The sequence below is a fragment of the Bradyrhizobium sp. P3_C3 genome (genome assembly GCF_056402655.1).
The window spans coordinates 94,392-118,690 of the sequence record NZ_JBFUGY010000025.1 but is presented as its reverse complement, the minus strand read 5'-3'; the positions used below and the strand labels follow the sequence as shown (position 1 = coordinate 118,690).

Sequence of the window (24,299 nt, the reverse complement as noted above, 5' to 3'; positions counted from 1 at the left end):
GCAATCCCGGCCGGGTTGCATGAGGCGACATGAGACGCGTGCAGCGTTCTTGTTCGGATCATGCGGCGGAAAAGCAGGCCGAGGCTGTCGCGGGGAACGCCTATGCGCATTCTGATCGTCGACGATCATCCCATTGTCGCCTCCGGCTGCCGTGCCGTGCTGGCCGACGAGGGCGAGATCGAGATTTTGGAGGCCGCCGACGCCGAGGACGGCGAATGCGTCTTCATTGTCGAGCGCCCCGACCTCTGCATCATCGACATCAACCTGCCGACCGTCTCCGGCTTCGAGCTCGCGCGCCGCATCCTCGAACGTGCGCCCGAGGCCCGCATCATCATGTTCAGCATGAACGACGACCCTGCGTTCGCCGCGCGCGCGATCGAGTGCGGGGCCAAGGGCTACGTCTCCAAGACCGGCGACCCCGACGACCTCGTCGAGGCGATCCGCGCCGTCGGGGGCGGCGGCACCTATCTGCCGACCGCGATCGCGCGCAGCATCGCGTTTGCAGGACCGACGCTGGCGCAAAGCCCGCTGTCGAAGCTGAACGCGCGCGAGATGGAAATCCTGCGGCTCCTCAGCGCCGGAAAGAGCCTGTCCGAGATCGCCTGGCTGGTGCAGTCGTCCTACAAGACTGTCGCCAACACCTCCTCGATCATGCGACAGAAGCTCGGCGTGAAGACCTCGGTCGAGCTGGTGCGGCTGGCGATCGACAGCGGCGTCGCCTGACGCATACACCGCCACGAATTCGGTCACACAAGCGTTGCAATCTTGATGTGGTAAGATGCCACGGAGCATAACGGCATGACGATCCAGACTGTCTCGACCAACACTTCCTATGGCGGCGTGCAGGGCGTGTACCGCCATGCCAGCCAGGCGACCGGAACCGACATGGTGTTCTCGGTCTATGTTCCCCCGCATGCGGCCGGCGCAAAGCTGCCCGTGGTCTGGTATCTCTCCGGCCTCACCTGCACGCATGCCAACGTCACCGAGAAGGGCGAATTCCGCAAAGCCTGCGCCGAGCTCGGCCTGATCTTCGTCGCGCCGGACACCAGCCCGCGCGGGCCCGACGTGCCGGGCGATGCCAACAATGCCTATGATTTCGGCCTCGGCGCCGGCTTCTATGTCGACGCGACGCAAGAGCCGTTTGCGCGCAACTATCGCATGTGGAGCTATGTCACCGACGAGCTGCCCAAGCTCGTGGCGGAGAATTTTCCGGTCGACGCCAAGCGGCAATCGGTGATGGGCCATTCGATGGGCGGCCACGGCGCGCTGACGGTCGCGCTGCGCAATCCGCACCGCTATCGCGCGGCCAGCGCGTTCGCGCCGATCGTGGCGCCCTCGCTCGTGCCCTGGGGCATCAAGGCGCTGACCGGCTATCTCGGACCGAACAAGGAGACCTGGCGCAACCACGACACCGTGGCGCTGATCGAGGACGGTGCGAAATATTCCGGCTTCCTCGTCGACGTCGGCGAGGCCGACAATTTCCTGAAAGAACAGCTCAAGCCCGAGCTGCTCGAGGCCGCCTGCACCAAGGCGGGCATCCCGCTGACGCTGCGGCGGCAGGCGGGATATGACCACAGCTATTATTTCATCTCGACCTTCATGGGCGATCATCTGCACTGGCATGCGGAAAGATTGAAGGGGTGAGGTTTGCTCTCTCCTTCCCCTCTCCCCGTTCTTACGGGGAGAGGGTCGGGGTGAGGGGCTGCTTCGGCAGCGACGGTGAGAATTGGACTCGCGGAGACTCCCCCTCACCCGGAATTTGCTTCCGCAAATTCCGGCCTCTCCCCGCACGCGGGGAGAGGCGAAGAAGAGCGCCCTACTCCGGCTTCCCGTAGTTCGGCGCCAGCAATCGATTGCGGATCAGGTAGCTCATCGTGCGCGACCACGATTCGTCCGTGTTGCCGCGCATGTCGGCGCTGGCGACGGTGATCACGTTGCCGGTCTTCACGTCGCGCAAATAGATGTTGAGATTGATGATCAGGTTCGAGACCTTCTGCACCATGCCGGTGATCTCGAGGTCGGCGCCGAGCTGGCCGGCAAGCTTGAGGTCGCAGCCGCCGCAGGCCTGCAAATTGGCGTGACGGGCCGCATCCCTGACCGGCGCGATATCGAGCAGCTGGAACCTTCCCGACAGCGCCAGTTCCTTGCGCAGCTGCTCGCCGATGCGCTCGAGCCGCGCCTCCTCCGGCCTGGAGCCGTAGAACTCGCCGGGAAGGCTGGTGTCGATCAGCTCGAAATCGAACACCGCGAGCTTGGGCGGATCGGCGAGCGCGACCGAACCCGTCAACAGCAAAGCTGCGAAACAGATCAGCGCTCGCATGATCGTGATTCCCGGCCTCGCGCGCGCGGGGACGAAATGCGGGGTTGCAAGCCGGGCCAAATCGGTCATGCTTTAGCAGAGACAATTCTCCACCGGCGGTCAAGCCAGGGAGAACATCTGGAGGAAACATGATCCGATGGTTGGTCGGCCTGATCGGCCTGGGTCTTGCCGCGACGAGCGCGCTCGCGGCCGACCCGGTGCAGATCGGCGTCGGCTATCTCGGCGTCGCCGGCACCAGATCGACGCTGTCGCTGGTCGAGCAGCCCGCGGAGAATGACGGCGTCGCCGGCGCGCGCCTCGCCATCGAGGACAACAACACCACGGGAAAATTCCTCAACCAGCGTTTCACGCTGGAGGAGCGCCGCATCAGGGAAGGCGAAGATCCGGTTGAGGCTGCGGCTGCGCTCGCCGAGAAAAACGGCTTCATCATCGCCGACCTGCCGGCCGACGCGCTGTTGAAGGTCTCGGACGCCCTGCGCGAGCGCGGCACGCTGCTGTTCAACGCCGGCGCGATCGACGAGCGCCTGCGCGAGGCCGATTGCCGCGCCAATGTCATCCACACCGCACCGACGCGCGCGATGCTGGCCGATGCGCTCGGTCAATATCTGGTGTGGAAGCAGTGGAAGCGCTGGGTGCTCGTGGTCGGCTCGCATGACGAGGACAAGCTGTTTGCAGACGCACTCCGGCGTACCGCCACACGCTTCGGCGCCAAGATCGTGCAAGAGAAGACCTTCGAGGACAAGGGCGGCGCGCGCCGCACCGATAGCGGTGTCACGCTGATCCAGCGCCAGATGCCGGTGTTCACGCAACAGTTGCCGGCCTATGACGTGCTGGTCGCCGCCGACGAGAGCGAAGTGTTCGGCGCCTATCTGCCCTATCGCACCTGGGATCCGCGCCCCGTCGCAGGCTCGGCCGGCCTCGTGCCGCGCAGCTGGGACGCATCGCAGGACCAGTGGGGCGCGATCCAGATGCAGAACCGCTTCATCAAGCTGAATTCGCGGCGCATGACCGCGCTCGACATGCAGGCCTGGACGGCGGTGCGCATGATCGGCGAGGCCACCTCGCGTACCAATTCCGGCGACGTCAAGAAAGTCACCGACTTCATCAAGGGGCCGGACTTCTCGGTCGCTGCCTTCAAGGGCACAAGACTGACCCTGCGCGACTGGAACCTGCAGCTGCGCCAGCCGATCCTGCTGGTCGACGGCCGCATGGTGGTGTCGGTGTCGCCGCAGGAGGGATTTCTGCACCAGGTCTCCGAGCTCGACACGCTCGGCTACGACCGCCCGGAGAGCAAATGCAAGCTGAAATGAGGACGCGAATGTTGCGCATGTGGCGTGTGGGGTTGCTGTCCGGACTGGCGCTTGCGGCCGCGCCCGCGCACGCCTTCATCGCCTATGTCTCGAACGAGAAGAGCAACACGGTCTCGGTGATCGACACCGACAGCTGGACCGTGACCAAGACCATCAAGGTCGGCCAGCGCCCGCGCGGCATCGATTTCACGCGCGACGGAAAGTTCGTGATGGTCGCGGTCGGCGACGACGACACCATCCAGGTGATCGATGCCAAGACGCAAGCGATCGTGGACAGCCTGCCCTCCGGGCCCGACCCGGAATTGTTCGCGCAGGATGCGGCCGGAAAAATCCTCTATGTCGCCAACGAGAACGACAACACGGTGACCGTGATCGATCTGGAGAAGCGCGCGCGGCTCGGCGACATCCAGGTCGGCGTCGAGCCCGAGGGCGTGACCATCAGCCCGGACGGCAAGACGCTGATCAACACGTCCGAGACGACCAACATGGCGCATTTCATCGACACCTCGTCGCGCCAGATCGTCGCCAACGTGCTGGTCGACGCGCGGCCGCGCTTTGCCGAATTCAAGCACGACAGTTCAGAGTTGTGGGTGTCCTCGGAGATCGGCGGCACGGTCTCGATCATCGATCCCAAAAAGCATGAGGTGACCGGCAAGGTCAATTTCGAGATTCCGGGGTTGCGGAAAGAGGCGATCCAGCCGGTCGGCATCGGAATGACCAAAGACGACAAGACCGCCTTCGTCGCGCTCGGCCCCGCCAACCGCATCGCCGTGGTCGACGTCGCCTCGCGCAAGGTGACGAAATATTTGCTGGTGGGACAGCGGGTCTGGCACATGGCGTTCACGCCGGACGAGAAATATCTGCTCACTACCAACGGCGTGTCGAACGACGTCTCGGTGATCGACGTCGCCGCGCAAAAGGTGATCAAGACCATTCAGGTGGGCGAACTGCCCTGGGGCATTACGATCTCGCCATGACCAGCCCTGCTCCCATCGCCGAACCGCAGGAGATGCCGAGGCTGGAAGCGGCCGCGGTGCCGGCGCTGTCGATCGACGGCGTCAGCCATTCCTATGGGCCGCGCCGGGCGTTGATGGACGTCTCCTTCCATGTGCAGCCCGCGAGCTTCACGGCGCTGCTCGGGCTCAACGGCGCGGGCAAGAGCACACTGTTCTCGCTGATCACGCGCCTGTTCGGCATCCAGAGCGGCCGCGTCGGCATTTTCGGCCACGACATCAGCAAGAGCCCCGGCGAGGCGCTGCGGCTGCTCKGCGTCGTATTCCAGCCGCGCACGCTCGATCTCGACCTGTCGCTGACGCAGAACCTGCTCTATCACGCCGCACTCCACGGCATCAGCCGGCGCGAGGCGGCCGCGCGCAGCGGCGAGCTGCTCGGCCGCATCGGCCTCTCGGAGCGTGCCGGCAGCAAGGTGCGCGATCTCTCGGGCGGCCAGATGCGGCGGCTGGAGATTGCCCGCGCCCTGCTGCACCGGCCGCGGCTGCTGTTGCTGGACGAGCCGACCGTCGGCCTCGACGTCAAGGCGCGCGCCGACATCATCAGCCATGTCCGCCAGCTCGTGACCGAGCATGGCATCGGCGTGCTCTGGGCCACGCATCTGTTCGACGAGATCATCGCCGGTGACGACCTCGTGGTGCTGCACCAGGGCAAGGTGCTGGCGCAGGGGCCGATGAGCCGCGTCATCACCGATGCCGGCGCGCAGGACGTCAACACCGCCTTCATGCGCCTGACCGGTGCGCAGACGATGCCGGGAGGCGGCGCATGAGCAGCATCACGACGCGGGATACACCGCGCGGTTTCTCGACCGCGGAATACATGACCTGCCTCACCGGCATCGTCTGGCGCGAGGGCCTGCGCTTCCTGCATCAGCGCGAGCGCTTCGTCTCGGCGCTGGTGCGGCCGCTGGTATGGCTGTTCATCTTCGCCGCCGGCTTCCGCCAGGTGCTCGGCATCTCGATCATCCCGCCTTACGAGACCTACATCCTCTACGAGGTCTATATCGCGCCCGGGCTGATGGCGATGATCCAGCTCTTCAACGGCATGCAGTCCTCGCTCTCGATGGTCTACGACCGCGAGATGGGCAATATGCGGACGCTGCTGGTGAGCCCGCTGCCGCGCGGGTTCCTCTTGTTCTGCAAGCTGCTGGCGGGCACCGCGGTGTCGCTGCTCCAGGTCTATGCGTTCCTGCTGATCGCCTGGTTCTGGGACATCACCCCTCCCCCCATCGGCTATCTCACCGTGCTGCCGGCGCTGATCCTGTCCGGACTGATGCTGGGCTCGCTCGGCATGCTGATCTCCTCGGGCATCAAGCAACTCGAGAGTTTTGCCGGCGTAATGAACTTCGTGATCTTTCCGATGTTCTTCGCCTCCTCCGCGCTCTACCCGCTCTGGCGGGTGCAGGAGGGCAGCCCCTATCTCTACTATCTCTGCCAGGCCAACCCGTTCACCCATGCGGTCGAACTGATCCGTTTTGCATTCTACGGGCAAATCAACTGGATCTCGCTGGCGGTGGTGGCGGCCTGCACAATCGTCTTCATGATCGGCGCGATTCTGGCCTATGATCCCTCGCGCGGGCTGGCGCGACGGGGCCCTGCGGGAGGCGAAGGATGAAGGTTCTGGCCATGGCCGCTTTTGCGCTCGCCGTTGCGAGCACGGCTGCGTGCGCCGCCGATCCACGCTATCCCAACTGGCCTTGCACGCAGGCCAAGGTGCCGGACATCTCGCTCGCCGCCGTCTGGGCCGGTCCCGCACTCGACGACGCCGAGACCAAATGGAAGGACGACGCAAAGGTCACCGCGCTGGTCTCAAAACTGTCAGCGCGGAAGACGCCGATGGACGAGGCCGAGAAGTCGGTGAAGGAGTTTTTGGCCGGCTCCGCCGCTGACAAGACGGCGAACGCCAAGCTGTTGTTCGCCGGCTTGTTCGACACGCTCAACGCCCAGCGCTCGCAGGTCATGAACGGGCTCGAACGCGTCAGCCGCAAACAGCGCGAGGCGGCCGACAAGATCCGCGAGGAGTCGATCCAGCTCCAGGCGCTCCAGAGCGCGACACCACGCGACGACGCAAAGGTCGATGCGCTCAGCAACCAGTTGATCTGGGAAACCCGCATTTTCGAAGATCGCCACAAGGTGGTGCGGTTCGTCTGCGAGGTTCCGACCGCGATTGACCAGCGCCTGTTCGCTCTCGGACGCGTGATCCAGCAGGAAATGGAATAGCGTCAGCCTCGCTGACGACGACTTTCGGAAGGTTCCCGCGATATCAGCGCCATCGTTACCCTTTGCCGCGCTATCAGCCGGAACCAAATCGCTCTAGGATGGCTTGTCGACGTGAACTCCAAGACGTCGGGAGGCCTCGATGGGAACAACAAAATTCATCTTCGCATGCGCTGCAGCCATCAGCACGCTTGCGTCCCCTGCTTTTGCTGACGACATGACCGGGATGGTCACCAGAATCGACCGGCTCAACAGCACGATCTCGATCCAGCAGACACAGAAGGGCACGGTCGGCGGCAGCGCAGGCGGCGCCGGCACGCTTCAGGAGTACAAGGCCAAGGACGCCGCAATGCTGGATGCCGTCCATGCCGGCGACAKGGTGACGTACTCGGCGACCGACAATAACGGTACGGGCACGCTGACCAAGCTGCAGAAGCAGTAACCCTGCATCTTCACCTGTCCCCGCGCGCCGCACGGCGTCATGGCCGGGCTTGTCCCGGCCATCCACGCCCAACCACGCGGATTGAAGAACGTGGATGCCCGGGACAAGTCCGGGCATGACGACCTGTACCTACTGCTCTGGCCGCGGCTGCGGGTGCATCTCCTCGGTCGGAAGGTTTGCGCGCTCCCAACCATCTGTGCCGTCGGGGTACCAGGCGACGTTGGCATAACCGTAAGCCAAGGCGCGCTTGGCGGCGTTCCAGGACATCCAGCAGTCGGCCAGGCAATAGATCACGAGCAGCGCAGCCTTGTCGCCGCGCGCGGCGTGGGCGAGGCCGCGCTGGAAATAATCGTCCATGGCGGGCGGCAGCACGCCGTAGCCGGTGTCCGGCAGCCAGGTGCTGCCCGGTATGTTTTTTCGCGGCATATCGCGCCAGACGGTGCCTTCGGGAAGGTTCTTCGGCTTCGGCGCGCGCGGCAGCACGTCGATGAAGGCGCCGCTCTTCGCACGCCAGATTGCTTCGGCCTCCGCAGTCGTCAGCACGCGCGCGCCAGTGAGCGTCGCCGGCACCGGCGCGCGGTAATTGTCGGAGCGATACCCCTCGGGCTCGAACGGCTCCTGCTGCTGCGCCAACGCCGGCGCCACCAGAATGGCGGCAACCAGCACAGCGGCAACGCGCCGCCTCATGGCGTCTTCTTGGCCGTCTCCGCGCCGAGCGGCTTGTCGCTCTCGTCGAGCAGCGGCACGCCGAAGTCGATCAGGATCTTGTTGATCTCGCCCTGGTTCTCCTGGATCAGCTTGTTGAGCTGCCGCTTCCAGTTCTGGTCGGCGGGGCGCACGCCCATGCCGATGCGATAGACCAGCTTTGGCCCTGTGGTTTCCTTCACCAGCGGCGTGACATGCAACGAGCCGGCCTTCTTCGCATAATACCCGGCCATCGGACCCCACAGCACGCCTGCGTCGATCTTGCCGGCGACGAGGTCGTCGACCATCGCCTGCGCGGAGTTGTCGAAGCGCGTGTCGATCATCAGGGGATAGGGTTTTGCATCGCCCATCAGGCCGGCGATCGCCATGTTGGTGGCCGGCGGCGTGCCGGCGACGATGCCGACATGCTTGCCTTTCAACTTCGGGTCTTCGAGCGTATCGACTTCATCGAGCCCGCTGCCTGTTTTCGCGACCAGCGCGTATGACGTGCGATAATAGGGATTGGTGCCCTGCACGAGATCGTCGCCTTGCGGAAATCCCATGATGACGTCGCAGCGATGCGCGCCCAGCGTCATCCGCACGAAGCCGGTGGCCTGCGGGAAGAAGACGTAGTCGAGCTTCTTCTGGAGCTTGTCTGCGAGCAGCTCGGCGAGCTTGTTCTCGAACCCCTCGCCCTTCTCGTTCGAGAACGGCAGATTGCGCGGGTCTGCACAGACGCGCAGCACTTTTGGATCGACCAGCTCGAACGAGAGGTCGCCGGTCTCGCTGGTCTGCGCAATGGCGACGTCGCCGAATGCGCAGGATGCCACCAGGACCCACAGTGAAAACAACCAGCGACGATGTCGCCCGGCCTCCGTCATCGCGCTTCCTCCTCGGTTTGTTTGAATGCTAGCCATGCAACGCATGACGCGCCATGCTTTGCCAAACTTTGTGTTGGCTTTGGTTTGTTGCAGTGCAGTGCGGCAAGCCATCTGAACTGAGGCGGAAAAGTGTCTCGCATCGCTTCCTTGATCGCAGCCCTGTCCCTGCTGGGGACAGCAACGCTAGCACGCGCCGGGGCAGCCGAATTGCCTGTGAGCGAAGTCGCACCGGGAATCTTCGTGCACTCCGGGACCACCGCCCTCATGACCCGCGAGAACGAAGGCGACATCGCCAATGTCGGCTTTATCGTCGGCGAGGATGCGGTGGCCGTGATCGACACCGGCGGCAGCCTCCGTGAGGGCGACGCGCTGCTGGCGGCGGTGCGGGCTCGCACATCCAAGCCGATCCGCTACGTCATCAACACCCATGGCCATCCCGACCATGTCTTCGGCAATGCGGCCTTTGCCGCAGAGGGAACCAGCTTCGTCGGCCACAGCAAGCTGCCGCAGGCGCTGGCGACGCGCGGGCCGTATTATCTCGACAATTTTAGACGCATCATGGGTAGCGAACTGATCGATCCCGTGAAGATCGTGCCGCCCACCCTGCTCGTCGTTGATACCCTGACGCTCGATCTCGGGTCGCGCCGCCTCACCTTGCGGGCCTGGCCGACCGGGCACAGCGACAACGATCTGACCGTGTTCGACGAGACCAGCAAGACGCTGTTCGCGGGCGATCTCGTCTTCCTCCGCCATATTCCGGTGATGGACGGCAGCATCCGCGGCTGGCTCGGCACGCTCGGGGAACTCGATAAAATTCCGGCGCAGCGCGTCGTGCCGGGTCACGGGCCTGTGAGCGACTGGCCTGCCGCGCTCGGCGACGAGCGGCGTTATCTCACGACCCTGCTGGCGGACGTCCGGGCGTCGAACAAGAAGGGCGAGCCGATCCGGACTGCCGCCGACAAGGCGGCCGCATCGGAACGGCCGCATTGGCAATTGTTCGACGACTACAATGCTCGCAACGCAACCGCAGCATTTTCGGAAATTGAATGGGAGTAGTGGACGCGCTACGCTGGACGGGGGATCGGCTGCGCCGCCCCAGAGAAAACTGCTTCGTCCGCACGGAACCACGACCATGACGGGATGCACACGCCGCCTGCCCCTGATCGCCGCATTGCTTGGCATCGCCTTCGCTGTGCCGGCGAGCGCCGAGGAGGCTTACGATCCCTGGCCGGGCCTGGTGCAGGACATCTTCAGCAACCGTCCGATCAACGACGGCAACGACGTCATCGGCATCGAGATGCCCTATCGCGCCGAGGACGCGGCGATCGTGCCGGTGACCCTGCGCAGCAAACTGTCGCCCGCGGATAGCCGCCGCATCCGTTCGATCACGCTGGTGATCGACCGCAACCCCGCGCCGATGGCAGCGAAGTTCGAGCTCGGCGCAGATGCCAACGTCACCGAGATCTCCACGCGCGTGCGCGTCAACAACTATACCGACGTCCACGCGGTTGCCGAGCTCAGCGACGGCCAGCTCTACGTCGCCAAGACCTATGTGAAGGCCTCAGGCGGCTGCTCGGCGCCGGCAGGAAAGAACATCGAGGAAGCCAGGAACCGGCTCGGCCAGATGCGCTACCGGCAATTCGCGCGCGAGGAGGCACCGGCCAGCCGCGTCCGCGAGGCGCAGATCATGATCGGCCATCCCAACAATTCCGGGCTGCAAATGGATCAGGTCACGCAGCTCTACGTCCCCGCCTTCTTCGTCCACCAGCTGAAGCTGACGCAGGACGACAGCCCCGTGCTGTCGATGGAGGGCGGCATCTCGATCTCGGAAGATCCGAACCTTCGCTTCACGTATGTGTCAAATGGCGCCAAGCGATTCCGTGCGGAGGCGAAGGACACGGACGGGCACGTGTTCCGCAATGAATGGGATGTGGAGAAGCCGGGGACGTGAGGTCTCTCGATCGTCATGGCCGGGCATAGCCGTCCGAAGGACGGCGTCGCTTTGCTCGCCTATGTCCCGGCCATCCACGGACTTCGCGCCTATCCTAAGAACGTGGATGCCCGGGACAAGCCCGGGCATGACAACTACGGTTGGCGTGAAGCTAGCCGTCAGAAACACCTCACCTCGGCTTCCGCCTGCGCGCGCCTGAGATCATTCACCGCCGAATTCGCCTGCTCGGACGTACGAAACTGGACGCCGAGATTGCCGCGCACTTGGGACATGCTCAGCGCCGTCTCGGCGGTGACGTAACGGTCATAGGACACGATCGAGGCCACCACGTCGATCGAGCAGGAGCATTGCTCGATCGACTGCCGGCTCTCGCCATTAGCCTTCATGCAGCCATAGACGTATTCGGCACGCGCCGAGGTCGGATAATCGTTGGCCTCCTCGGCACGCGCGGCGTAGACGGTCGCAGCCCACACCGCCAATGCGGCGACAATCGGTCGTAGCTGTCCCGCCAGATTCATGAGCGTCCTCCCGCTGGTTGCGACGAAAGCTATGCTATGCGTATTGTCATGAAAAGCACTCCCTTCGAGGAAACGGCTCACAAGGTGATGAGAGCACTTGGTTTGAGAGCGCCTGGACGAACATTGGCGCTCGCGATGACGCTGGCGCTGGCGCTCGCCGTCCCCGGCCGCGCCGCGGATACGATCCGCCTTGCAGTGCAGAAGACCGGAACATTCTCCTGGGAGCTGGCCGCAATCCGCGCCGGCGGGCTCGACAAGGAAGCCAATCTGTCGCTCGACGTCACCGAGCTCGCGAGCCCCGAGGCCGGCAAGATCGCCCTGCGCGCCGGGAGTGCCGACATCATCCTGTCCGACTGGCTGTGGGTGTCGCGCGAGCGCGTGCTCGGCGCCAAGCTCACCTTCTATCCCTATTCCAGCGCGCTCGGCGCGGTGATGGTGCCGGCCTCGTCGCCGCTCAAGACGCTGGCCGACCTCAAGGGCCGCAAGCTCGGCGTCGGCGGCGGCGCGATCGACAAGAGCTGGCTGCTGCTGCAGGCGCGGATGAAGCAGGACGGCATCGACCTGAAGTCGGACGCGAGCATCGTCTATGGCGCGCCGCCCTTGATTGCCGCCAAGGCGCTCGATGGCGAGATGGATGCGAGCCTCAACTTCTGGAATTTCTGTGCGCAGCTCGAGGCCAAGGGCTTTCGCCGCCTCGCCGGCATCGAGGACATTTTGCCGAAGCTGGGGGCCAAGGGCGCGGTATCCGCGGTCGGTTATGTCTTCGACGAGAGCTGGGCCGCAAGCCACCGCGATGCGGTGGCGCGTTTCATTGCGATGACCCGCAAGGCCAAGCAGCTGCTGGTCACCTCGGACGCCGCGTGGGAGAAGATCGCGCCGCTCACCGGCGCGAGCGATCCGGCCATCCTCAAGACCTACCGCGACCGCTATCGCGACGGCATTCCGCGCCGGAGCATCGTGGACGAGGAGGCGGATGCGCGCGTGCTCTATCGCGTGCTCGCCGAGATCGGCGGACGTGACCTGGTCGGGCCGGCGGCCGAGCTCGATCCCGGCACCTTCTATCACGCAGTCCCCGGAGACTGAGGTGCTGCGTCTTCTCTCGTTTTCCCTGTTCCTCGCGACCTGGTGGATTGCGGCGCTGTTCGTTGGCGGCGCAAAGCTGCCCTCCCCGCCTGCCGTGCTCAACGTCATCATCGCGGAAGCATCGAGCGGCGCCCTGTTCCTGCATCTCGGCGCCACGCTGGCGCGCGTCGCGCTCGCCTTCGTGCTGGCGATGTCGCTCGGCAGTGCCATCGGCTATTTGATGGGGCGGGTGAAGCTCGCCGACCGGCTCGGCGATCCCTGGTTGATCCTGCTGCTGAACCTGCCGGCGCTGGTCGTGATCGTGCTCGCCTATATCTGGGCCGGCCTGACCGAAGCGGCCGCGATCGCGGCGATCGCCATCAACAAGCTGCCGACCGCCATCGTCACCTTGCGCGAGGGCACGCGTGCGCTCGACCGTTCGCTGGACGAGATGGCCACCGTGTTCGCGATGCCGCGCTGGCGTGCGTTCCGCCACGTCGTGCTGCCGCAGCTTGCGCCCTATATCGCAGCCTCGGCCCGCTCCGGATTATCGCTGGTATGGAAGATCGTGCTGGTGGCCGAGCTGCTGGGACGGCCGAACGGCGTCGGCTTCGAGATCGGCGTCGCCTTCCAGCTGTTCGACACGCCGCGACTGCTGGCCTATTCGCTCACCTTCGCGGCCGTCGTGCTCGTCATCGAAACCTTGCTGGTGCAGCCGTTCGAAGCCCGCGCAACCCGGTGGCGGCCCCGTGCGGCTTGAAGTCGATATCTCCGGAAAGACGTTCAGGAGTGCCGCGGGCGAAACGCACGAGGTGCTGGCCCCGGTCAGCTTCGCGCTTCAATCCGGTGAGGTCGGCGTTTTGATCGGCCCCTCCGGCTGCGGCAAGAGCACGATGCTGCGCATCATCCTCGGGCTCGACCGCGATTTCCACGGGACCATCGCGCGTCCACCGGAAGCGCGGATCGGGATGGTGTTCCAGGAGCCGCGGCTGCTGCCGTGGCGCTCGGTCGAGCAGAATGTGCGGCTTGCAGCTCCTGGCATCTCCGAGGCGAAGCTGTCGGAGCTGTTCAGGATCCTGGAGCTGGAGGCGCATCGCAGCCACTTTCCCGGCGAATTGTCGCTGGGTCTTGCCCGGCGCGTCGCGCTGGCCCGCGCCTTCGCGGTCGAGCCCGATCTGCTCGTGCTCGACGAGCCCCTCGCCTCGCTCGACGACGCGCTCGCCGGCCGCCTGCGCGACGAGATCGCGACGCTGGTCGCAAGCCGCCCCATGATGACGCTGCTCGTCACCCACAGCCTCGACGATGCGATCCGCCTTGGCGACCGCTTGTTCTTCCTGTCGCCGCAGCCGGCGCGAATTCTGGCAGAGGTGCCCATCAGCATCCCGCGTGGCGCACGCGGCGACGCAGAGATCGCCGCGGTCAGGGCGGGCCTCGTGGCGAGAATCCAAGGCGAACATGGCGGCGAACACGCCGGGCGTGATGCCTCATAGGCAGCGACGCAAAGCGCGTGCTAAACAGGGCCCGTAGCGGAGCCTGATGATGAAGCGAATGGTCGCCCTCATGACGCTTGGCCTCGCTCTCGTCGCGACCATGGCGAGCGCGCAGGACATGATGCGTGACGTCGACCTCACGTCACCCGCGATGGTCTCCGCGGAAATGAGCCGGCAGGAGGTCGAGGCCATCCTGGCCAAAGCCAGCCCCGGGGCGCCGGCCGATTTCACCGGCAAGCGGTTGTCGGGGCTCGATCTCTCGGGTCTCGACCTTTCCACGGCGATTCTCCGTGCGGCACGACTCAACAAGACGAAACTCGCCGGTGCCCGTCTTGATCAGGCGATCCTCGATCAGGCGTGGCTGCTGGACGCTGATCTCGCGGGCGCGAGCCTGAAGGGCGCCAATCTGTTCGCCTCGCAGATGGCGCGCGCGCGTCTGGACGGCGCGGACCTGGCCGGTGCTCGCATCGCGGCCGACCTCACCGGCGCAAGCCTGATCGGCGCCTCGATTGCGAACGCGCATCTTGGCGCCGATATGCGCAACCAGTCGATGGGGCTGATGCGCGCCGTGCTGCGATCCGCCAATCTGGAAGGGTTGAACGCGCGCAATGCCGACCTGTCGCGCGTCGATCTCGAATTTGCCTCCCTCAAGGGAGCCGACCTGACCGGCGCATCGCTCAAAAATGCTCAGCTCGGCGGCGCCGACCTGACCGGAGCCACCGTCACTGACGCCGATTTCGAGGGCGCTGATCTTGCCTCGGCGAAGCTGATCGCGCCGATCGGCCTTGACCGCGCCAGGAATTTCGACAAGGCAAAGAACCGCGAGCGCCTGATCAGGGAATAACAGGTCGCCTTTGGGAGGATCGGCTGATGCGTTGGTTTCTGGCTTTGATCGCGTTGTTGACGTTGGCCGGCGAAGCCGCCGCCCAAAGCAAGGGCAAGGGCATCCGGCTCTGGAATTTGACGACGGAGACGATCTCCGGCTTCCAGCTCTCGCCCGCCGGCAAGACCGAGTGGGGCCCGAACCAGTGCCTGAACGACAAGGACAAGGAGGTCGACCACGACGAGCGGCTGCGCATCACCGGCGTCGAACCCGGCCGCTATGACGCCAGGGTCAGCTATCCCAATGCGCGGCAGTGCATCGTCCGCGACATCGAGATCAAGGCGGACGCGGTGTTCTCGATCGCCGACAAAGACCTGAAGGACTGCTCGAAATAACGAAGGCGGCTCACGCCTTGTCGTTCGGGTGCGGATATTCGCAGCGCCACCGCACCGCCTGCCACTTCGGATGGTCGCCGACCCATTGCGCGATATAGGGCGGCGCAGCCATCACGCATTGCCTCGGCGACCCCGCAAAGTTGAACACCAGATGCTGCTCCTCGCAGGTCGCAGGCGAGAGCACCGCACACACAGTCACCACCAGGTCAATCGGGTTCATGCCGGAATCCTGTCGCAAGGGGACAATCGAGATTAGCACGAAAGATTACGTTCCGAGGAGCGGGAAGTTTCGAACGGACGGGATGTTCCCTCTCCCAGCGCGCGGGCAGAGGCGGAACAAACACCTAGAAGTTTACCCCGAACACCAATCGCGCCTGATGACGCTCGAAATTGACGAGGTCGAGATTGCCGCCCGATCCGGCCGGGCGGCCCCAGGCCTGCATGCTCCAGCTCAGGGTGAGCCGCGACTTCTCCGATAGCTGGAAATAGGCGGTCGGACCGACAAACAGCGCCTGCCCCGAGAGCTCACCGAGGCCGATGCCCTCATACTGGCGGAAGTAGCGCATCTCCCCACCGAGCAGAAAATTGGGGCGCACGCGCACCAAGCCGCCAAACGCCGCCCCGATCGTCGAACTCTTCTCGGACAGACCTGCCACCTCGAAGCGCGCCCATTCCGGCTGATAGATCAAATTGAGCGCGCCGATGACGAAGTTCGGGACCAGCTCGCGGTCGAAAGCGAGCGTGAAATCGGTGCCGTACATCCGCCCCTTCGCGCCGCTGGTCTCGTCGATGCGATCGCCATGGAGTTCGGCGGCGACAGTCAATCCGAATGGTGCGCGCCCGCGGTCGAGCAGGCGGTAACGCAGGTCGAGCGAGGCGCCCTGGAAATTGAACTGGCGGCGGTCGTCGATATCGGGAACGCCGGTGATGTCATGCAGCGTGGCGGTGCCGCCGACCTCGATACGGAAGTTCGGCAGCGGCACGACTTCGATCTCGACCTCCTGCTGGAGGGCGCGATAGGTGCCGCCCTTGCCGAAGCGTCCCGTGGTCTGAGTCTGGAATTCGCGCTCGCCGGGATTGCCGACGTCGGTGCCGATCATGAAGCCGAAGATGTGCTCGGTATCGAAGCTCTCTTCGGCACTGACACACGCCGGTGCAAGCGCAACACCGAACGCAATTGCCGTCCAGATCGTGTGGGCTCCAAGGCGCATTGCGAACACTACCACGGCTTCGACGGCGTTCGCCATCGAAGCCGCGGCAGGTCGTCAGTCTTACTTGCGCGCAGCGCAGGCGTACATGTTGATTTCCATGCCGACCGGCACTTCCACGATCTTCGGAGCTTTCCAAGCCATTCGGGTCTCCCAAGGGTATTGAGCGCGACATCGCGCGGGGCAAAACCTAGGGCTGCGTCAGGTGCAGCGCAAGCCTGGAATCGAAGCGCAAACACAGCGAACTGTCGCATTATGCTCGCGAATTTCCCTCTCGGGCAAATCGCCTTCGCTCCCAGTCAAGCGCCGCGTCTCTCACCGCAACAAGCGCAGCAGCGCGCGGCCGGCGCGCGAGTTCAGCTCCTTCGCATCCAGCGTTCCGTCCTTGTCGGGATTCGCTGCGTTGAAGCGCTGCTCCACCACCGCGAGATATTCGTCGAGCGTGAGAGTCCCGTCGCGATCGGGATCGGCGGCGGCGAGTTCCTTCGCCGTTAACCGTCCGCGCAATTCGCGCGCGTCAAGCGTGCCGTCGTGATCGGGATCGAGCTTTGCGAACAGCGCGGCGGCCGCCTTCTTCACCTCGGCGAGATCGAGCGTGCCGTCATTGTCGGTGTCGAACATCTTTACGGCGTTGCCGGAAGCAGCCCAAGCTGGACCGGACAGCACTGCAATCGTGAGCGCAAGCGCAACTGAGCGACGTGAAATCATCAAACCCTCCTGACCAGCCCCCCGATTCGCAGGGGATCGAAACGACATAAGTCTACAAGCGAGCCCCGGTTCAAGTCCGGAATTGCAACCTGCGCACTGCACAACTCGCGGAACCCGACGGCCCGAGCAGAGCGGCCGAAGCCGCCTCCGCTTCATGCCACGGAATTTTTTCAGCGTCTGCGCACAAGTGAAAGTGGGTTGTCAGGTTTCTGTCAGGTGACCGGCATCTGGCATCCAACATATCGGCGACGCACTTACCACTTTCGTATTGACGTGTTTTGCGTTCGGGCGGAGTGTTGCTGCCGCAGCGTCAAAAGGCGCGCATATTGGGAGGAACGGATGAAACGCTTTGCGATGGCCGCGAGCCTCGTCATGCTTGCATCGACGTGTGCAAACGCCCAGACCACCGAGCAGCTGGTCAAGGGTGCGACCGATACATCGAACGTTCTCAATTACGGGATGGGCTACAATCTGCAGCGCTTCTCGACGCTGAACCAGGTCAACAAGGACACCGTCAAGAATCTCGTCCCGGTCTGGAACTACAGTTTCAACGACGATCGCAGCGAGGAATCGCAGCCGCTGGTGTACCAGGGCGTGATCTACGTGACCTCGCACAACGCCACCATGGCGGTCGACGCCAAGACCGGCAAGCAGATCTGGAAATCCAAGGTCGAGTATCCCACCGAGACGCCGCGCATCGTCTGCTGCGGCATCATCAACCGCGGCGCCGCGCTCTATGACGGCAAGGTCTTCCGTACCACGCTCGACGCCAACGTGATCGCGCTCGATGCCAAGGACGGCAAGGAGCTGTGGCGGCAGAAGGCGGCCGACATCAAGGAAGGCTATTCGATGACGGTGGCGCCGCTGGTCGCCGACGGTGTCGTCATCACCGGCATCTCCGGCGCCGAGTTCGGCACCCGCGGCTTCATCGACGGCTGGGACCCGGCGACGGGCAAGCATCTCTGGCGTACCCATTCGATCCCCTCGCCGGACGAGCCCGGCGGCGACACCTGGAAGGGCGACACCTGGAAGCTCGGCGGCGGCTCGACCTGGATCACCGGGTCCTACGATCCCGAGCTCAACACGGTCTATTGGGGCATCGGCAATCCCGGACCGTTCAACTCGGCGGTGCGTCCCGGCGACAACCTCTACACCTGCTCCGTGCTGGCGATGGATCCCAAGACCGGCAAGATCAAGTGGCACTACCAGTTCTCGCCGAACAATCCGTTCGACTATGACTCGGTGGCCGAGATGGTCCTCGCCGACATGAATGTCGAGGGCAAGCCGACCAAGGTGCTGATGGACGCCAACCGCAACGGCTTCTTCTATGTGCTCGACCGCACCAACGGAAAGCTGCTCGCGGCCAATCCTTACGTGAAGGTGAATTGGGCAACCGGCATCGACATGAAGACCGGCAAGCCGATCGAGACCGACGTCTCGAAGGACGCGCGCGACGGTAAGAAGGTCACCGTCTATCCGTCGATCCTCGGCGGCAAGAACTGGGAGCCGATGTCGTTCAATCCGCAGACCGGATTGGCCTATGCCAACACGCTCGCCTTCGGCGGCAGGTACAAGACCGAGCCCGTCACCTTCAAGCAGGGCGAATGGTATCTCGGCATGGACCTCACCGACCTCTGGGAGTGGGGTGACGGCCCGCGCGGTCATCTGAAGGCGATCGATCCCATGACCGGCAAGGCCAAGTGGGAAGCGCCAAGCGACATCCCGCGCTTCTCGGGCGTGCTGTCGACCGCAGGCGGCATCGTGTTCTCGGGCGCACTGACAGGCGAGTTCGAGGCCTTCGACGCCGACACCGGCAAGAAGCTCTGGCAGTTCCAGACCGGTTCCGGCATCGAGGGACAACCGGTGACCTGGCAGCAGGATGGCGTGCAGTACGTTGCCGTCACCTCCGGCTATGGCGGCGTCTACTCGCTGTTCTCCGGCGACGAGCGGCTTGCCAAGGTGCCGCCCGGCGGCTCGCTGTGGGTTTTTGCGGTCAAGCAATAACCACGGCCCGATGCTGAAGGACATATCTCACAAGACGGTGGCGACGATCGCCACCGTCGCGGTGCTGACGGTCGCGCTTGCGGCGACCGTTCGTGCCGCGGACGATGCAACCGGCAATCCCGTGCAGGCACAGATCGACTATGGCAAGTCGACCTATACTTCGAAATGCTCGCACTGCCACGGCCCCAACATGATGAATTCTGGCACCATCACGCCGGACCTGCGCGCCTTTCCCGACGACAAGACGCGCTTCGTCACGACGGTGAAGAACGGCAAGAACAACAAGATGCCGCCCTGGGCCGACATTTTGAGCGACGACGAGATCGGCAATCTCTGGGCCTTCGTCTCGAGCAGGAGAAAGCCATGAGACCCTGGCTCGCCGCATGGAGCGTTGCCGCGATCCTCGCGGCGGCGACTACCGCCTCGCGCGCGGCCGAGGAGCCGCTGAAGGTTTGCCTCGATGAGGACCGGCCTCCGCTCTCGGTGCATCACAAGGGCAAGCCGGATTCAGGCTTCGACGTGCTGCTGGCGCAGGCGATCGCGGACCGGATCGGCCGGCCGCTGAAGATCCAGTGGTTCGAGAGCAAGCTGGACGAGGATTCGAGCCCGCAGCTCGAGGCCAACGCCTTGCTCTCCGATGGGCGCTGCTCGCTGGTCGGCGGCTATGCGTTGACGACGGATTCCCTCGTCAAGCCCGGCATGAAGACGGCACGCTTGCCCGACTTCGCCGGGGCCACGCGCGACGACCGGCGCCGCCGCGTCGCGCTCGGCGTGCTTGTGCCCAGCCAGCCTTACGTCTATTCGCCGATGACGGTGGTACTCGGGCCGAAAGCGCAGGGCCGCAAGATCGGCGACATCGGCGATCTCGGCGGCCTTCGCCTTGCGATCGAGAGCGGCTCGCTGGGCGATGCCATCCTGATGACCTTCGAAAAGGGCCGCCTGATCGACAGCATCACCCATCTCGTCCCCGGCCGCGACGATCTCCTCGGCGCGCTCCAGCGCGGCGACTATGACGCGACGCTGATCGACCTCGGCCGCTTCGATGCCCACCGCGCCGCGCATCCCGACACGACGATCACCGCGTCGGGCTATTATTATCCGATCGGCGCCAATCGCGGCTATGTCGGGCTCGCCAGCGACGGCGCACTGATCGACGCGGTCAACAAGACGCTGACCAGCCTTGCCGCCGAGGGCAAGATCGCCGAATTCGGCAAGCAGGCCGGCCTCACCTATCTGCCACCGCGCGAGCCTGCGATCCTCGGCGATGTCTGGACGAAGATCATTCAGCGGTGAGGTAGCCACACGTGCCGTCACATCACCGGTGTCATGCCCCGCGAAGGCGGGGCATCCAGTACGCTGCGGCCTCTCGATTCAATCGCAAGCGCCTCTGGAATACTGGATCGCCTGGTCAAGCCGGGCGATGACAGCGAGGGTGTGGCGCGACCGTCGCTCCACACGCCAAAGTGCCGACCACATTTCCGTGGTATGCATCGTGTTTCGTTCGCCCCTTTGGTGCCCCGTGAATCCCCCCACGACTCCCTCCGCCACCAACTTGCGTGATCTCCTCTCCCGCGAAGTCAAGACCAGCGAACTGCTGCGCGCGCTGATCGTCGTCGGTCCGATGGTCGCCGCCTATTTCATCTCGCGCGAGACGGCGCTGCTGAACCTGGGGCTCGTCGCGGTCTCGCTGCTGATTCCGGCGCTCAGGCAGCACTTTCCGCCAAAAGTCGTCGCGTGGCATTATCTCGCCATCCTCGTCACCTTTGCCGCGCTTTTCCTTGCAGCTCCGGTCAAGCCGCTATTCGTGGTGCTGACGGCGCTCGCCGGCTTCCTTGCGGTGGCGGGAACGCGCTATGGCGAACATTTCCGCACGCTCGGCAATTGGGTTTTCATCCCCGCCGTCTATCTCGCCTGCGAGGTGCGGGAGGGCGTGAGCGCCGAGGAAGCGATACGTCATGCCGGCGTGGTCATCGCCTCCTCTCCGATCGCGCTGGCGCTCGTCTGCGCGATCCAGATTTACGACCAGCGGCAGCGCGGCAATGCCGCGACCTCGTTCGGACCGCCCGCGACCGACTGGTTTCTGCCCGCCGCGGCAACCGCTATGGCGGTCTTTGCCGCAGCCGCCCTGGTCGAGATCTTCAACCTCGCGCAGGGGCAATGGGTGATGTGGTCGGCCGCAAGCGTCGTGGTCGGCGACCTCACGGCGTCCACCGGCAAGCTGAAGCAGCGGGCGATCGGCGCCTTCATCGGCGCGCCGCTCGGCTTTCTCGCGGGCCTTGCACTGCCGCAAAGCCGCGTCGGCTACGCCATCGCGATTCTCGCGGCCACCCTCACCCTGATCTCGTTCTCCCGCTACATCGTCGGCTTCGGCCTGCGCTGCTGCTTCATCGCGCTCGCCGCATCCTTTGCCGGCGGCGCCAGCGGCATCGCCGAGGAGCGCATCGTCAACGTGCTGATCGGCGGCACGTTCGGCCTGATTGCGGTGGCCCTGACCGAGATCGTCTGGCTGCGGGTGATGCGGAAGACCCGATCGCCCGGATGACGCGCAAATGGGCACCGCGCGGCCTTGTCGAATGCGCCAATCTGTCTCGCCTACCACCCCAGCCTGATGCAGTAGGGTCGGCAAAAATCAGGAGGGAATCATGCCCGCAAAATTCGATCGCCGCCACTTCATCGCCGCCGGTACCAGTGCAATCGCGATGCCCTTCGTCGCGCGCGGCGCCTCGGCGCAAGGCAGTTGGCCCTCGCGGCAGATCCGCATGATTTGCAGCTATCCCGCCGGCGGACAGACCGCTTTGCTCGCGCGCGCCTATGGCGAATTCATCTCCACGCAGGTCGGTAAGACCGTCGTGGTCGAGAACAAGCCCGGCGCCTCCGGCGCGATCGGCACCGCAGAGGTCGCCCGCGCCGAGCCCGACGGCCACACCATCCTGTGCTCGATCTCGACCACCTACATCATGAACCGGGTCGTGATGAAGAATCCCGGCTACGACATGGACAAGGATCTGACGCTGGTCAGCGTCATTCCGGGCGCCGGCCTGTTGCTGGTCGCAAACCCCAAGACCGGGGTCAAGACGCTGGAGGATTTCGTCGCCTTCGCGCGCAAGAGCGGCAAGGTCAACTTCGGCACCTATAGCGCGGGCTCGGCCCCGCACATGACGATCAACGAGCTCAACAAGCAGTACGGTCTTTCCATCGAGCCGGTTCACTACCGCGGCGAAGCGCCGATGTGGACGGGGATGCTGGAAGGCACGCTCGATGCCGCAATGGGCAGCTACACGGCGGCGCAGTCCGTCCTGCAAAGCGACCGTGGCACCGTGTTCGCCGTGCATTCGAAGAAGGTCGACGCGATCCCAGCCATCAAGACCCTCCCGGAGCAGGGCGCAACGTCGAAATTCTTCACCGTGAGCGGCTTCTCCGGCTGGGCCGTGCCGAAGGCGACGCCGCAGCCGGTGGTCGACCGCCTGGCGGCGCTCTGCGTCGCCGCCAACAGCGATCCGAAGGTGAAGGAGGTTCTCGCGACCTTCGTGCTCGAGCCGGCCATCGGCTTCAAGGAGACCAATGCCCTGTATCAGCACGAGTTGCCGATCTGGATCGAGAGCGCGCGGTCGCTCGGCCTCGAGCCGGCCTGAACCTTCCGCGGCGCACGGGGCTGTCCCATCGGAGCCCGGCATCCGACCAAAGCCTAGTGTCGGAAGCGCATTTTCCCGCTATGATTGTGCGCCGGTGCCGGCCCCCTCACCGGCGGACAAGAAAGGCCGATCGCATGACACCGGATGGCGTCGCCGTTGCCGTCATGATCACTCTGCTCTTTCCGATGGGCTACTTCACGCTGGCCTCGCCCGCCTTCCTGCTGGTGAAGCTCGATATCCAGCCCGTCGCCCAGCTATTGCGTGGGATGTTCAACGCCCATTTTCTGGTGATGCGCGTCGCCGGCGTGATCGGGGCGCTGGCTTTCCTGCTCGACGGTCGCCTGGTCGCCGCGATGGGCGTCGGCCTGCTCGCGGCCCTGGCGATCTGGGGACGCCGCTGGTTCATGCAACGGATCGACGACCAGCTCCGCGCGAGGGACGCAGGTGATGCTGAGGCCCCGCACCGGCTGCGCCGGCTGCATTGGAGCGGCATGCTGGGCAACGCGGTGCTGCTGGTCGCTCTCGTGACCAGCATTCCCTACGTCGCCATATCGGCCTGAGAGATATCGCCGCGCGGCCTGCGTCGGCTGCGGCGCTCGCCTAATGCTCGCCCGAGGCCGCGGCGCCCTGCTGGGCCTTGTGGATCGAGGACGGCACCACGCCAAAATATTTCCGGAACACGCGGCTGAAATGCGATGAGCTGGAGAAGCCCCAGGAGAAGGCGACATCGGTGATGGTCTTGCCGCCGTGCGCCTCGAGCTCCTGGCGACAATTCTGCAAGCGCGCCTGCCAGATGTAGTCGCTCACCGTGGTGCCGCGCTCGGAGAACAGCATGTGCAGATAGCGCTTGGAGCAGCCGAGCTCGGCGGAGATCTGGTCGATGCACAGATCCGGATCGCGCAGGTGCTCGCGGATGAAGAATTGTGCGCGCACGTACATTGCCTCGGGCCCGACGCGATCGAACATCGTGTCCGCTTCGCGCAACGGCAACAGCAAGAGGTCGATCAGCGAATCGGCGACACCGACCGCGCTGTTCGCCGACAGCTTGGCCGCCTCGTCGAAGGTGGCATGGACGAAATCATGGGCGATCCTCCCCGTCCCGGTCTTCGCCGACAATTTGCAGGCCGGCATCCGCTGCGACGGGAATCCACGGTCGCGCAGCAAGGCCTTCGGCACGATCACCACGTCGTGGCGGGTGAAGGCGGGGCTGATGATGGAATGCGGACACGAGACGTCATAGGCGATGATGTCGCCCGGGTTCAGCTCGATGTGGCGGCCTTCCTGCTCGAAATAGGACACGCCGTAGGTCTGGAAGTGGATCTTGATGTACGGGTGTTCGTTGGCCTTGGCGCGCGCCAGCGTGTGCGCGATGCGATGCTGGCTGACCTCGATCTGGCAGAGCTTCAGGCGCGAGACGCTCGTGTAGTCGATGCGGCCCTCGAGCGAGGACGCCTCGAGCGGATCGACGTCGAAATGCCCACACAGGCTTGTCAGCCCGTCGATCCAGCTCTGGATCTGCCGCTTCGGCGTCAGGCCGGTCGTCGAGAGCGTGTGAATGGTGTCGGACATTAATCCAGCCGCTGGTTTCATCTGCAGATTCGACGCGAATCGCAACCAGCGCTGCTGGAGCCCTCAGCCATGATT

General features: G+C 64.6%; 30 protein-coding genes. 21 read left to right on the top strand and 9 right to left on the bottom strand.

The window, feature by feature from the left end; translation table 11 throughout:
- Positions 1-102 precede the first annotated feature (102 nt).
- Both AC1DW2_RS26265 and fghA read left to right on the top strand, forming a co-directional pair.
- Positions 103-723, top strand: a complete 621-nt coding sequence (locus AC1DW2_RS26265; protein WP_014493646.1) for a response regulator — start codon at positions 103-105, stop codon at positions 721-723.
- A 75-nt stretch (positions 724-798) separates the two neighbouring features.
- On the top strand, positions 799-1,644 hold the full coding sequence (fghA, locus tag AC1DW2_RS26260; protein ID WP_085405684.1) for an S-formylglutathione hydrolase: 846 nt from the start codon (positions 799-801) through the stop codon (positions 1,642-1,644).
- Between the two features lie 172 nt (positions 1,645-1,816).
- Here fghA and AC1DW2_RS26255 read toward each other — a convergent pair whose 3' ends face one another.
- On the bottom strand, positions 1,817-2,389 hold the full coding sequence (locus tag AC1DW2_RS26255) for a DUF3280 domain-containing protein (RefSeq protein ID WP_094184587.1): 573 nt from the start codon (positions 2,387-2,389) through the stop codon (positions 1,817-1,819).
- A 59-nt stretch (positions 2,390-2,448) separates the two neighbouring features.
- Between AC1DW2_RS26255 and AC1DW2_RS26250 the strand changes: the two genes are divergently transcribed.
- The 6 genes from AC1DW2_RS26250 (at position 2,449) to AC1DW2_RS26225 (ending at position 7,299) form a co-directional block, all read left to right on the top strand.
- Entirely contained in the window at positions 2,449-3,630 is a 1,182-nt protein-coding gene (locus AC1DW2_RS26250; protein WP_085405683.1) for an ABC transporter substrate-binding protein, read from the top strand.
- Positions 3,631-3,638: 8 nt separating this feature from the next.
- Positions 3,639-4,607, top strand: coding sequence for a YVTN family beta-propeller repeat protein (locus tag AC1DW2_RS26245; protein ID WP_477007441.1), 969 nt, complete (start codon positions 3,639-3,641; stop codon positions 4,605-4,607).
- The gene (locus tag AC1DW2_RS26240) at positions 4,604-5,410 is read left to right on the top strand and encodes an ABC transporter ATP-binding protein (RefSeq protein WP_477007440.1); all 807 of its coding nucleotides are present in this window, start codon (positions 4,604-4,606) and stop codon (positions 5,408-5,410) included. The genes AC1DW2_RS26245 and AC1DW2_RS26240 overlap by 4 nt, the downstream gene beginning before the upstream one ends.
- Positions 5,407-6,255: an ABC transporter permease gene (locus AC1DW2_RS26235; RefSeq protein WP_085405679.1), complete on the top strand. Its 849-nt coding sequence runs from the start codon at positions 5,407-5,409 to the stop codon at positions 6,253-6,255. The genes AC1DW2_RS26240 and AC1DW2_RS26235 overlap by 4 nt, the downstream gene beginning before the upstream one ends.
- On the top strand, positions 6,252-6,860 hold the full coding sequence (locus AC1DW2_RS26230; RefSeq protein ID WP_063981996.1) for a hypothetical protein: 609 nt from the start codon (positions 6,252-6,254) through the stop codon (positions 6,858-6,860). Before AC1DW2_RS26235 ends, AC1DW2_RS26230 begins: the two co-directional genes overlap by 4 nt.
- A gap of 139 nt (positions 6,861-6,999) precedes the next feature.
- The gene (locus AC1DW2_RS26225; protein ID WP_477007439.1) at positions 7,000-7,299 is read left to right on the top strand and encodes a copper-binding protein; all 300 of its coding nucleotides are present in this window, start codon (positions 7,000-7,002) and stop codon (positions 7,297-7,299) included.
- A gap of 129 nt (positions 7,300-7,428) precedes the next feature.
- On the opposite strand, the gene AC1DW2_RS26220 is transcribed toward AC1DW2_RS26225, so the two are convergent.
- Together AC1DW2_RS26220 and AC1DW2_RS26215 are read right to left on the bottom strand one after the other, a co-directional pair.
- Complete coding sequence (locus AC1DW2_RS26220; protein WP_085405678.1) at positions 7,429-7,986, bottom strand: PQQ-dependent catabolism-associated CXXCW motif protein; 558 nt, start codon at positions 7,984-7,986, stop codon at positions 7,429-7,431.
- Positions 7,983-8,864, bottom strand: coding sequence for a substrate-binding domain-containing protein (locus AC1DW2_RS26215; protein ID WP_085405677.1), 882 nt, complete (start codon positions 8,862-8,864; stop codon positions 7,983-7,985). The genes AC1DW2_RS26220 and AC1DW2_RS26215 overlap by 4 nt, the downstream gene beginning before the upstream one ends.
- Before the next feature lie 129 nt (positions 8,865-8,993).
- Here AC1DW2_RS26215 and AC1DW2_RS26210 point away from each other — a divergent pair, with 129 nt between their 5' ends.
- Complete coding sequence (locus tag AC1DW2_RS26210) at positions 8,994-9,920, top strand: quinoprotein relay system zinc metallohydrolase 2 (RefSeq protein WP_085405675.1); 927 nt, start codon at positions 8,994-8,996, stop codon at positions 9,918-9,920.
- A gap of 76 nt (positions 9,921-9,996) precedes the next feature.
- The gene (locus AC1DW2_RS26205) at positions 9,997-10,815 is read left to right on the top strand and encodes a quinoprotein dehydrogenase-associated SoxYZ-like carrier (protein ID WP_477007438.1); all 819 of its coding nucleotides are present in this window, start codon (positions 9,997-9,999) and stop codon (positions 10,813-10,815) included.
- A 158-nt stretch (positions 10,816-10,973) separates the two neighbouring features.
- On the opposite strand, the gene AC1DW2_RS26200 is transcribed toward AC1DW2_RS26205, so the two are convergent.
- Positions 10,974-11,333: a hypothetical protein gene (locus tag AC1DW2_RS26200; protein WP_014493633.1), complete on the bottom strand. Its 360-nt coding sequence runs from the start codon at positions 11,331-11,333 to the stop codon at positions 10,974-10,976.
- 135 nt (positions 11,334-11,468) lie between these two features.
- Between AC1DW2_RS26200 and AC1DW2_RS26195 the strand changes: the two genes are divergently transcribed.
- From AC1DW2_RS26195 to AC1DW2_RS26175, 5 genes are read left to right on the top strand one after another with little or no spacing between them, the layout of a single operon-like run.
- Complete coding sequence (locus AC1DW2_RS26195) at positions 11,469-12,416, top strand: ABC transporter substrate-binding protein (protein WP_085405914.1); 948 nt, start codon at positions 11,469-11,471, stop codon at positions 12,414-12,416.
- 1 nt (position 12,417) lies between these two features.
- Positions 12,418-13,155, top strand: a complete 738-nt coding sequence (locus tag AC1DW2_RS26190) for an ABC transporter permease (RefSeq protein ID WP_038957639.1) — start codon at positions 12,418-12,420, stop codon at positions 13,153-13,155.
- Positions 13,145-13,885, top strand: coding sequence for an ABC transporter ATP-binding protein (locus AC1DW2_RS26185; protein ID WP_085405674.1), 741 nt, complete (start codon positions 13,145-13,147; stop codon positions 13,883-13,885). Before AC1DW2_RS26190 ends, AC1DW2_RS26185 begins: the two co-directional genes overlap by 11 nt.
- Positions 13,886-13,931: 46 nt before the next feature.
- On the top strand, positions 13,932-14,729 hold the full coding sequence (locus AC1DW2_RS26180) for a pentapeptide repeat-containing protein (protein WP_085405673.1): 798 nt from the start codon (positions 13,932-13,934) through the stop codon (positions 14,727-14,729).
- 26 nt (positions 14,730-14,755) lie between these two features.
- The gene (locus AC1DW2_RS26175; RefSeq protein WP_187387988.1) at positions 14,756-15,103 is read left to right on the top strand and encodes a hypothetical protein; all 348 of its coding nucleotides are present in this window, start codon (positions 14,756-14,758) and stop codon (positions 15,101-15,103) included.
- 10 nt (positions 15,104-15,113) lie between these two features.
- On the opposite strand, the gene AC1DW2_RS26170 is transcribed toward AC1DW2_RS26175, so the two are convergent.
- The 4 genes from AC1DW2_RS26170 to AC1DW2_RS26155 all read right to left on the bottom strand — a co-directional run bounded on the left by AC1DW2_RS26170 (position 15,114) and on the right by AC1DW2_RS26155 (position 17,019).
- Positions 15,114-15,323 carry a hypothetical protein gene (locus AC1DW2_RS26170; RefSeq protein WP_014493627.1) on the bottom strand — a complete coding sequence of 70 codons (210 nt, stop codon included), beginning with the start codon at positions 15,321-15,323 and terminating at the stop codon, positions 15,114-15,116.
- Between the two features lie 124 nt (positions 15,324-15,447).
- Positions 15,448-16,350 (bottom strand): hypothetical protein, encoded by a 903-nt coding sequence (locus AC1DW2_RS26165; RefSeq protein WP_063981986.1) that lies wholly within the window; start codon positions 16,348-16,350, stop codon positions 15,448-15,450.
- Positions 16,351-16,374: 24 nt separating this feature from the next.
- Positions 16,375-16,455: a pyrroloquinoline quinone precursor peptide PqqA gene (pqqA, locus tag AC1DW2_RS26160; RefSeq protein WP_012029362.1), complete on the bottom strand. Its 81-nt coding sequence runs from the start codon at positions 16,453-16,455 to the stop codon at positions 16,375-16,377.
- 171 nt (positions 16,456-16,626) lie between these two features.
- Positions 16,627-17,019, bottom strand: coding sequence for an EF-hand domain-containing protein (locus AC1DW2_RS26155; protein ID WP_063981985.1), 393 nt, complete (start codon positions 17,017-17,019; stop codon positions 16,627-16,629).
- A 339-nt stretch (positions 17,020-17,358) separates the two neighbouring features.
- Between AC1DW2_RS26155 and AC1DW2_RS26150 the strand changes: the two genes are divergently transcribed.
- The 6 genes from AC1DW2_RS26150 to AC1DW2_RS26125 all read left to right on the top strand — a co-directional run bounded on the left by AC1DW2_RS26150 (position 17,359) and on the right by AC1DW2_RS26125 (position 23,215).
- Positions 17,359-19,023 (top strand): methanol/ethanol family PQQ-dependent dehydrogenase, encoded by a 1,665-nt coding sequence (locus tag AC1DW2_RS26150; protein WP_063981984.1) that lies wholly within the window; start codon positions 17,359-17,361, stop codon positions 19,021-19,023.
- A 10-nt stretch (positions 19,024-19,033) separates the two neighbouring features.
- Positions 19,034-19,390 (top strand): c-type cytochrome, encoded by a 357-nt coding sequence (locus AC1DW2_RS26145; RefSeq protein WP_063981983.1) that lies wholly within the window; start codon positions 19,034-19,036, stop codon positions 19,388-19,390.
- Positions 19,387-20,316 (top strand): substrate-binding periplasmic protein, encoded by a 930-nt coding sequence (locus AC1DW2_RS26140; RefSeq protein WP_063981982.1) that lies wholly within the window; start codon positions 19,387-19,389, stop codon positions 20,314-20,316. Before AC1DW2_RS26145 ends, AC1DW2_RS26140 begins: the two co-directional genes overlap by 4 nt.
- Positions 20,317-20,575: 259 nt before the next feature.
- Complete coding sequence (locus tag AC1DW2_RS26135; protein WP_231142734.1) at positions 20,576-21,565, top strand: FUSC family protein; 990 nt, start codon at positions 20,576-20,578, stop codon at positions 21,563-21,565.
- 100 nt (positions 21,566-21,665) lie between these two features.
- The gene (locus AC1DW2_RS26130; RefSeq protein WP_477007437.1) at positions 21,666-22,655 is read left to right on the top strand and encodes a Bug family tripartite tricarboxylate transporter substrate binding protein; all 990 of its coding nucleotides are present in this window, start codon (positions 21,666-21,668) and stop codon (positions 22,653-22,655) included.
- Between the two features lie 134 nt (positions 22,656-22,789).
- Positions 22,790-23,215, top strand: coding sequence for a hypothetical protein (locus AC1DW2_RS26125; RefSeq protein ID WP_063981979.1), 426 nt, complete (start codon positions 22,790-22,792; stop codon positions 23,213-23,215).
- Between the two features lie 40 nt (positions 23,216-23,255).
- On the opposite strand, the gene AC1DW2_RS26120 is transcribed toward AC1DW2_RS26125, so the two are convergent.
- A complete protein-coding gene (locus AC1DW2_RS26120; RefSeq protein ID WP_014493617.1) occupies positions 23,256-24,224 on the bottom strand; it encodes a helix-turn-helix domain-containing protein in 969 nt (322 codons plus the stop codon).
- Between the last annotated feature and the right edge of the window lie 75 nt (positions 24,225-24,299).

What these genes read in the sequence shown, in the direction of transcription:
- AC1DW2_RS26145 (WP_063981983.1), top strand. Translation starts at nt 19,034, where the DNA reads ATGCTGAAGGACATATCTCACAAGACGGTGGCGACGATCGCCACCGTC.
- AC1DW2_RS26215 (WP_085405677.1), bottom strand. Translation starts at nt 8,864, where the DNA reads ATGACGGAGGCCGGGCGACATCGTCGCTGGTTGTTTTCACTGTGGGTC.
- AC1DW2_RS26125 (WP_063981979.1), top strand. Translation starts at nt 22,790, where the DNA reads ATGACACCGGATGGCGTCGCCGTTGCCGTCATGATCACTCTGCTCTTT.
- AC1DW2_RS26120 (WP_014493617.1), bottom strand. Translation starts at nt 24,224, where the DNA reads ATGTCCGACACCATTCACACGCTCTCGACGACCGGCCTGACGCCGAAG.
- AC1DW2_RS26230 (WP_063981996.1), top strand. Translation starts at nt 6,252, where the DNA reads ATGAAGGTTCTGGCCATGGCCGCTTTTGCGCTCGCCGTTGCGAGCACG.
- AC1DW2_RS26180 (WP_085405673.1), top strand. Translation starts at nt 13,932, where the DNA reads ATGATGAAGCGAATGGTCGCCCTCATGACGCTTGGCCTCGCTCTCGTC.
- AC1DW2_RS26245 (WP_477007441.1), top strand. Translation starts at nt 3,639, where the DNA reads ATGTTGCGCATGTGGCGTGTGGGGTTGCTGTCCGGACTGGCGCTTGCG.
- AC1DW2_RS26255 (WP_094184587.1), bottom strand. Translation starts at nt 2,389, where the DNA reads ATGACCGATTTGGCCCGGCTTGCAACCCCGCATTTCGTCCCCGCGCGC.
- AC1DW2_RS26175 (WP_187387988.1), top strand. Translation starts at nt 14,756, where the DNA reads ATGCGTTGGTTTCTGGCTTTGATCGCGTTGTTGACGTTGGCCGGCGAA.
- AC1DW2_RS26265 (WP_014493646.1), top strand. Translation starts at nt 103, where the DNA reads ATGCGCATTCTGATCGTCGACGATCATCCCATTGTCGCCTCCGGCTGC.
- AC1DW2_RS26165 (WP_063981986.1), bottom strand. Translation starts at nt 16,350, where the DNA reads ATGGCGAACGCCGTCGAAGCCGTGGTAGTGTTCGCAATGCGCCTTGGA.
- AC1DW2_RS26150 (WP_063981984.1), top strand. Translation starts at nt 17,359, where the DNA reads ATGAAACGCTTTGCGATGGCCGCGAGCCTCGTCATGCTTGCATCGACG.
- AC1DW2_RS26235 (WP_085405679.1), top strand. Translation starts at nt 5,407, where the DNA reads ATGAGCAGCATCACGACGCGGGATACACCGCGCGGTTTCTCGACCGCG.
- AC1DW2_RS26250 (WP_085405683.1), top strand. Translation starts at nt 2,449, where the DNA reads ATGATCCGATGGTTGGTCGGCCTGATCGGCCTGGGTCTTGCCGCGACG.
- fghA (WP_085405684.1), top strand. Translation starts at nt 799, where the DNA reads ATGACGATCCAGACTGTCTCGACCAACACTTCCTATGGCGGCGTGCAG.
- AC1DW2_RS26170 (WP_014493627.1), bottom strand. Translation starts at nt 15,323, where the DNA reads ATGAACCCGATTGACCTGGTGGTGACTGTGTGTGCGGTGCTCTCGCCT.
- AC1DW2_RS26205 (WP_477007438.1), top strand. Translation starts at nt 9,997, where the DNA reads ATGACGGGATGCACACGCCGCCTGCCCCTGATCGCCGCATTGCTTGGC.
- AC1DW2_RS26140 (WP_063981982.1), top strand. Translation starts at nt 19,387, where the DNA reads ATGAGACCCTGGCTCGCCGCATGGAGCGTTGCCGCGATCCTCGCGGCG.
- pqqA (WP_012029362.1), bottom strand. Translation starts at nt 16,455, where the DNA reads ATGGCTTGGAAAGCTCCGAAGATCGTGGAAGTGCCGGTCGGCATGGAA.
- AC1DW2_RS26195 (WP_085405914.1), top strand. Translation starts at nt 11,469, where the DNA reads ATGACGCTGGCGCTGGCGCTCGCCGTCCCCGGCCGCGCCGCGGATACG.
- AC1DW2_RS26220 (WP_085405678.1), bottom strand. Translation starts at nt 7,986, where the DNA reads ATGAGGCGGCGCGTTGCCGCTGTGCTGGTTGCCGCCATTCTGGTGGCG.
- AC1DW2_RS26200 (WP_014493633.1), bottom strand. Translation starts at nt 11,333, where the DNA reads ATGAATCTGGCGGGACAGCTACGACCGATTGTCGCCGCATTGGCGGTG.
- AC1DW2_RS26130 (WP_477007437.1), top strand. Translation starts at nt 21,666, where the DNA reads ATGCCCGCAAAATTCGATCGCCGCCACTTCATCGCCGCCGGTACCAGT.
- AC1DW2_RS26155 (WP_063981985.1), bottom strand. Translation starts at nt 17,019, where the DNA reads ATGATTTCACGTCGCTCAGTTGCGCTTGCGCTCACGATTGCAGTGCTG.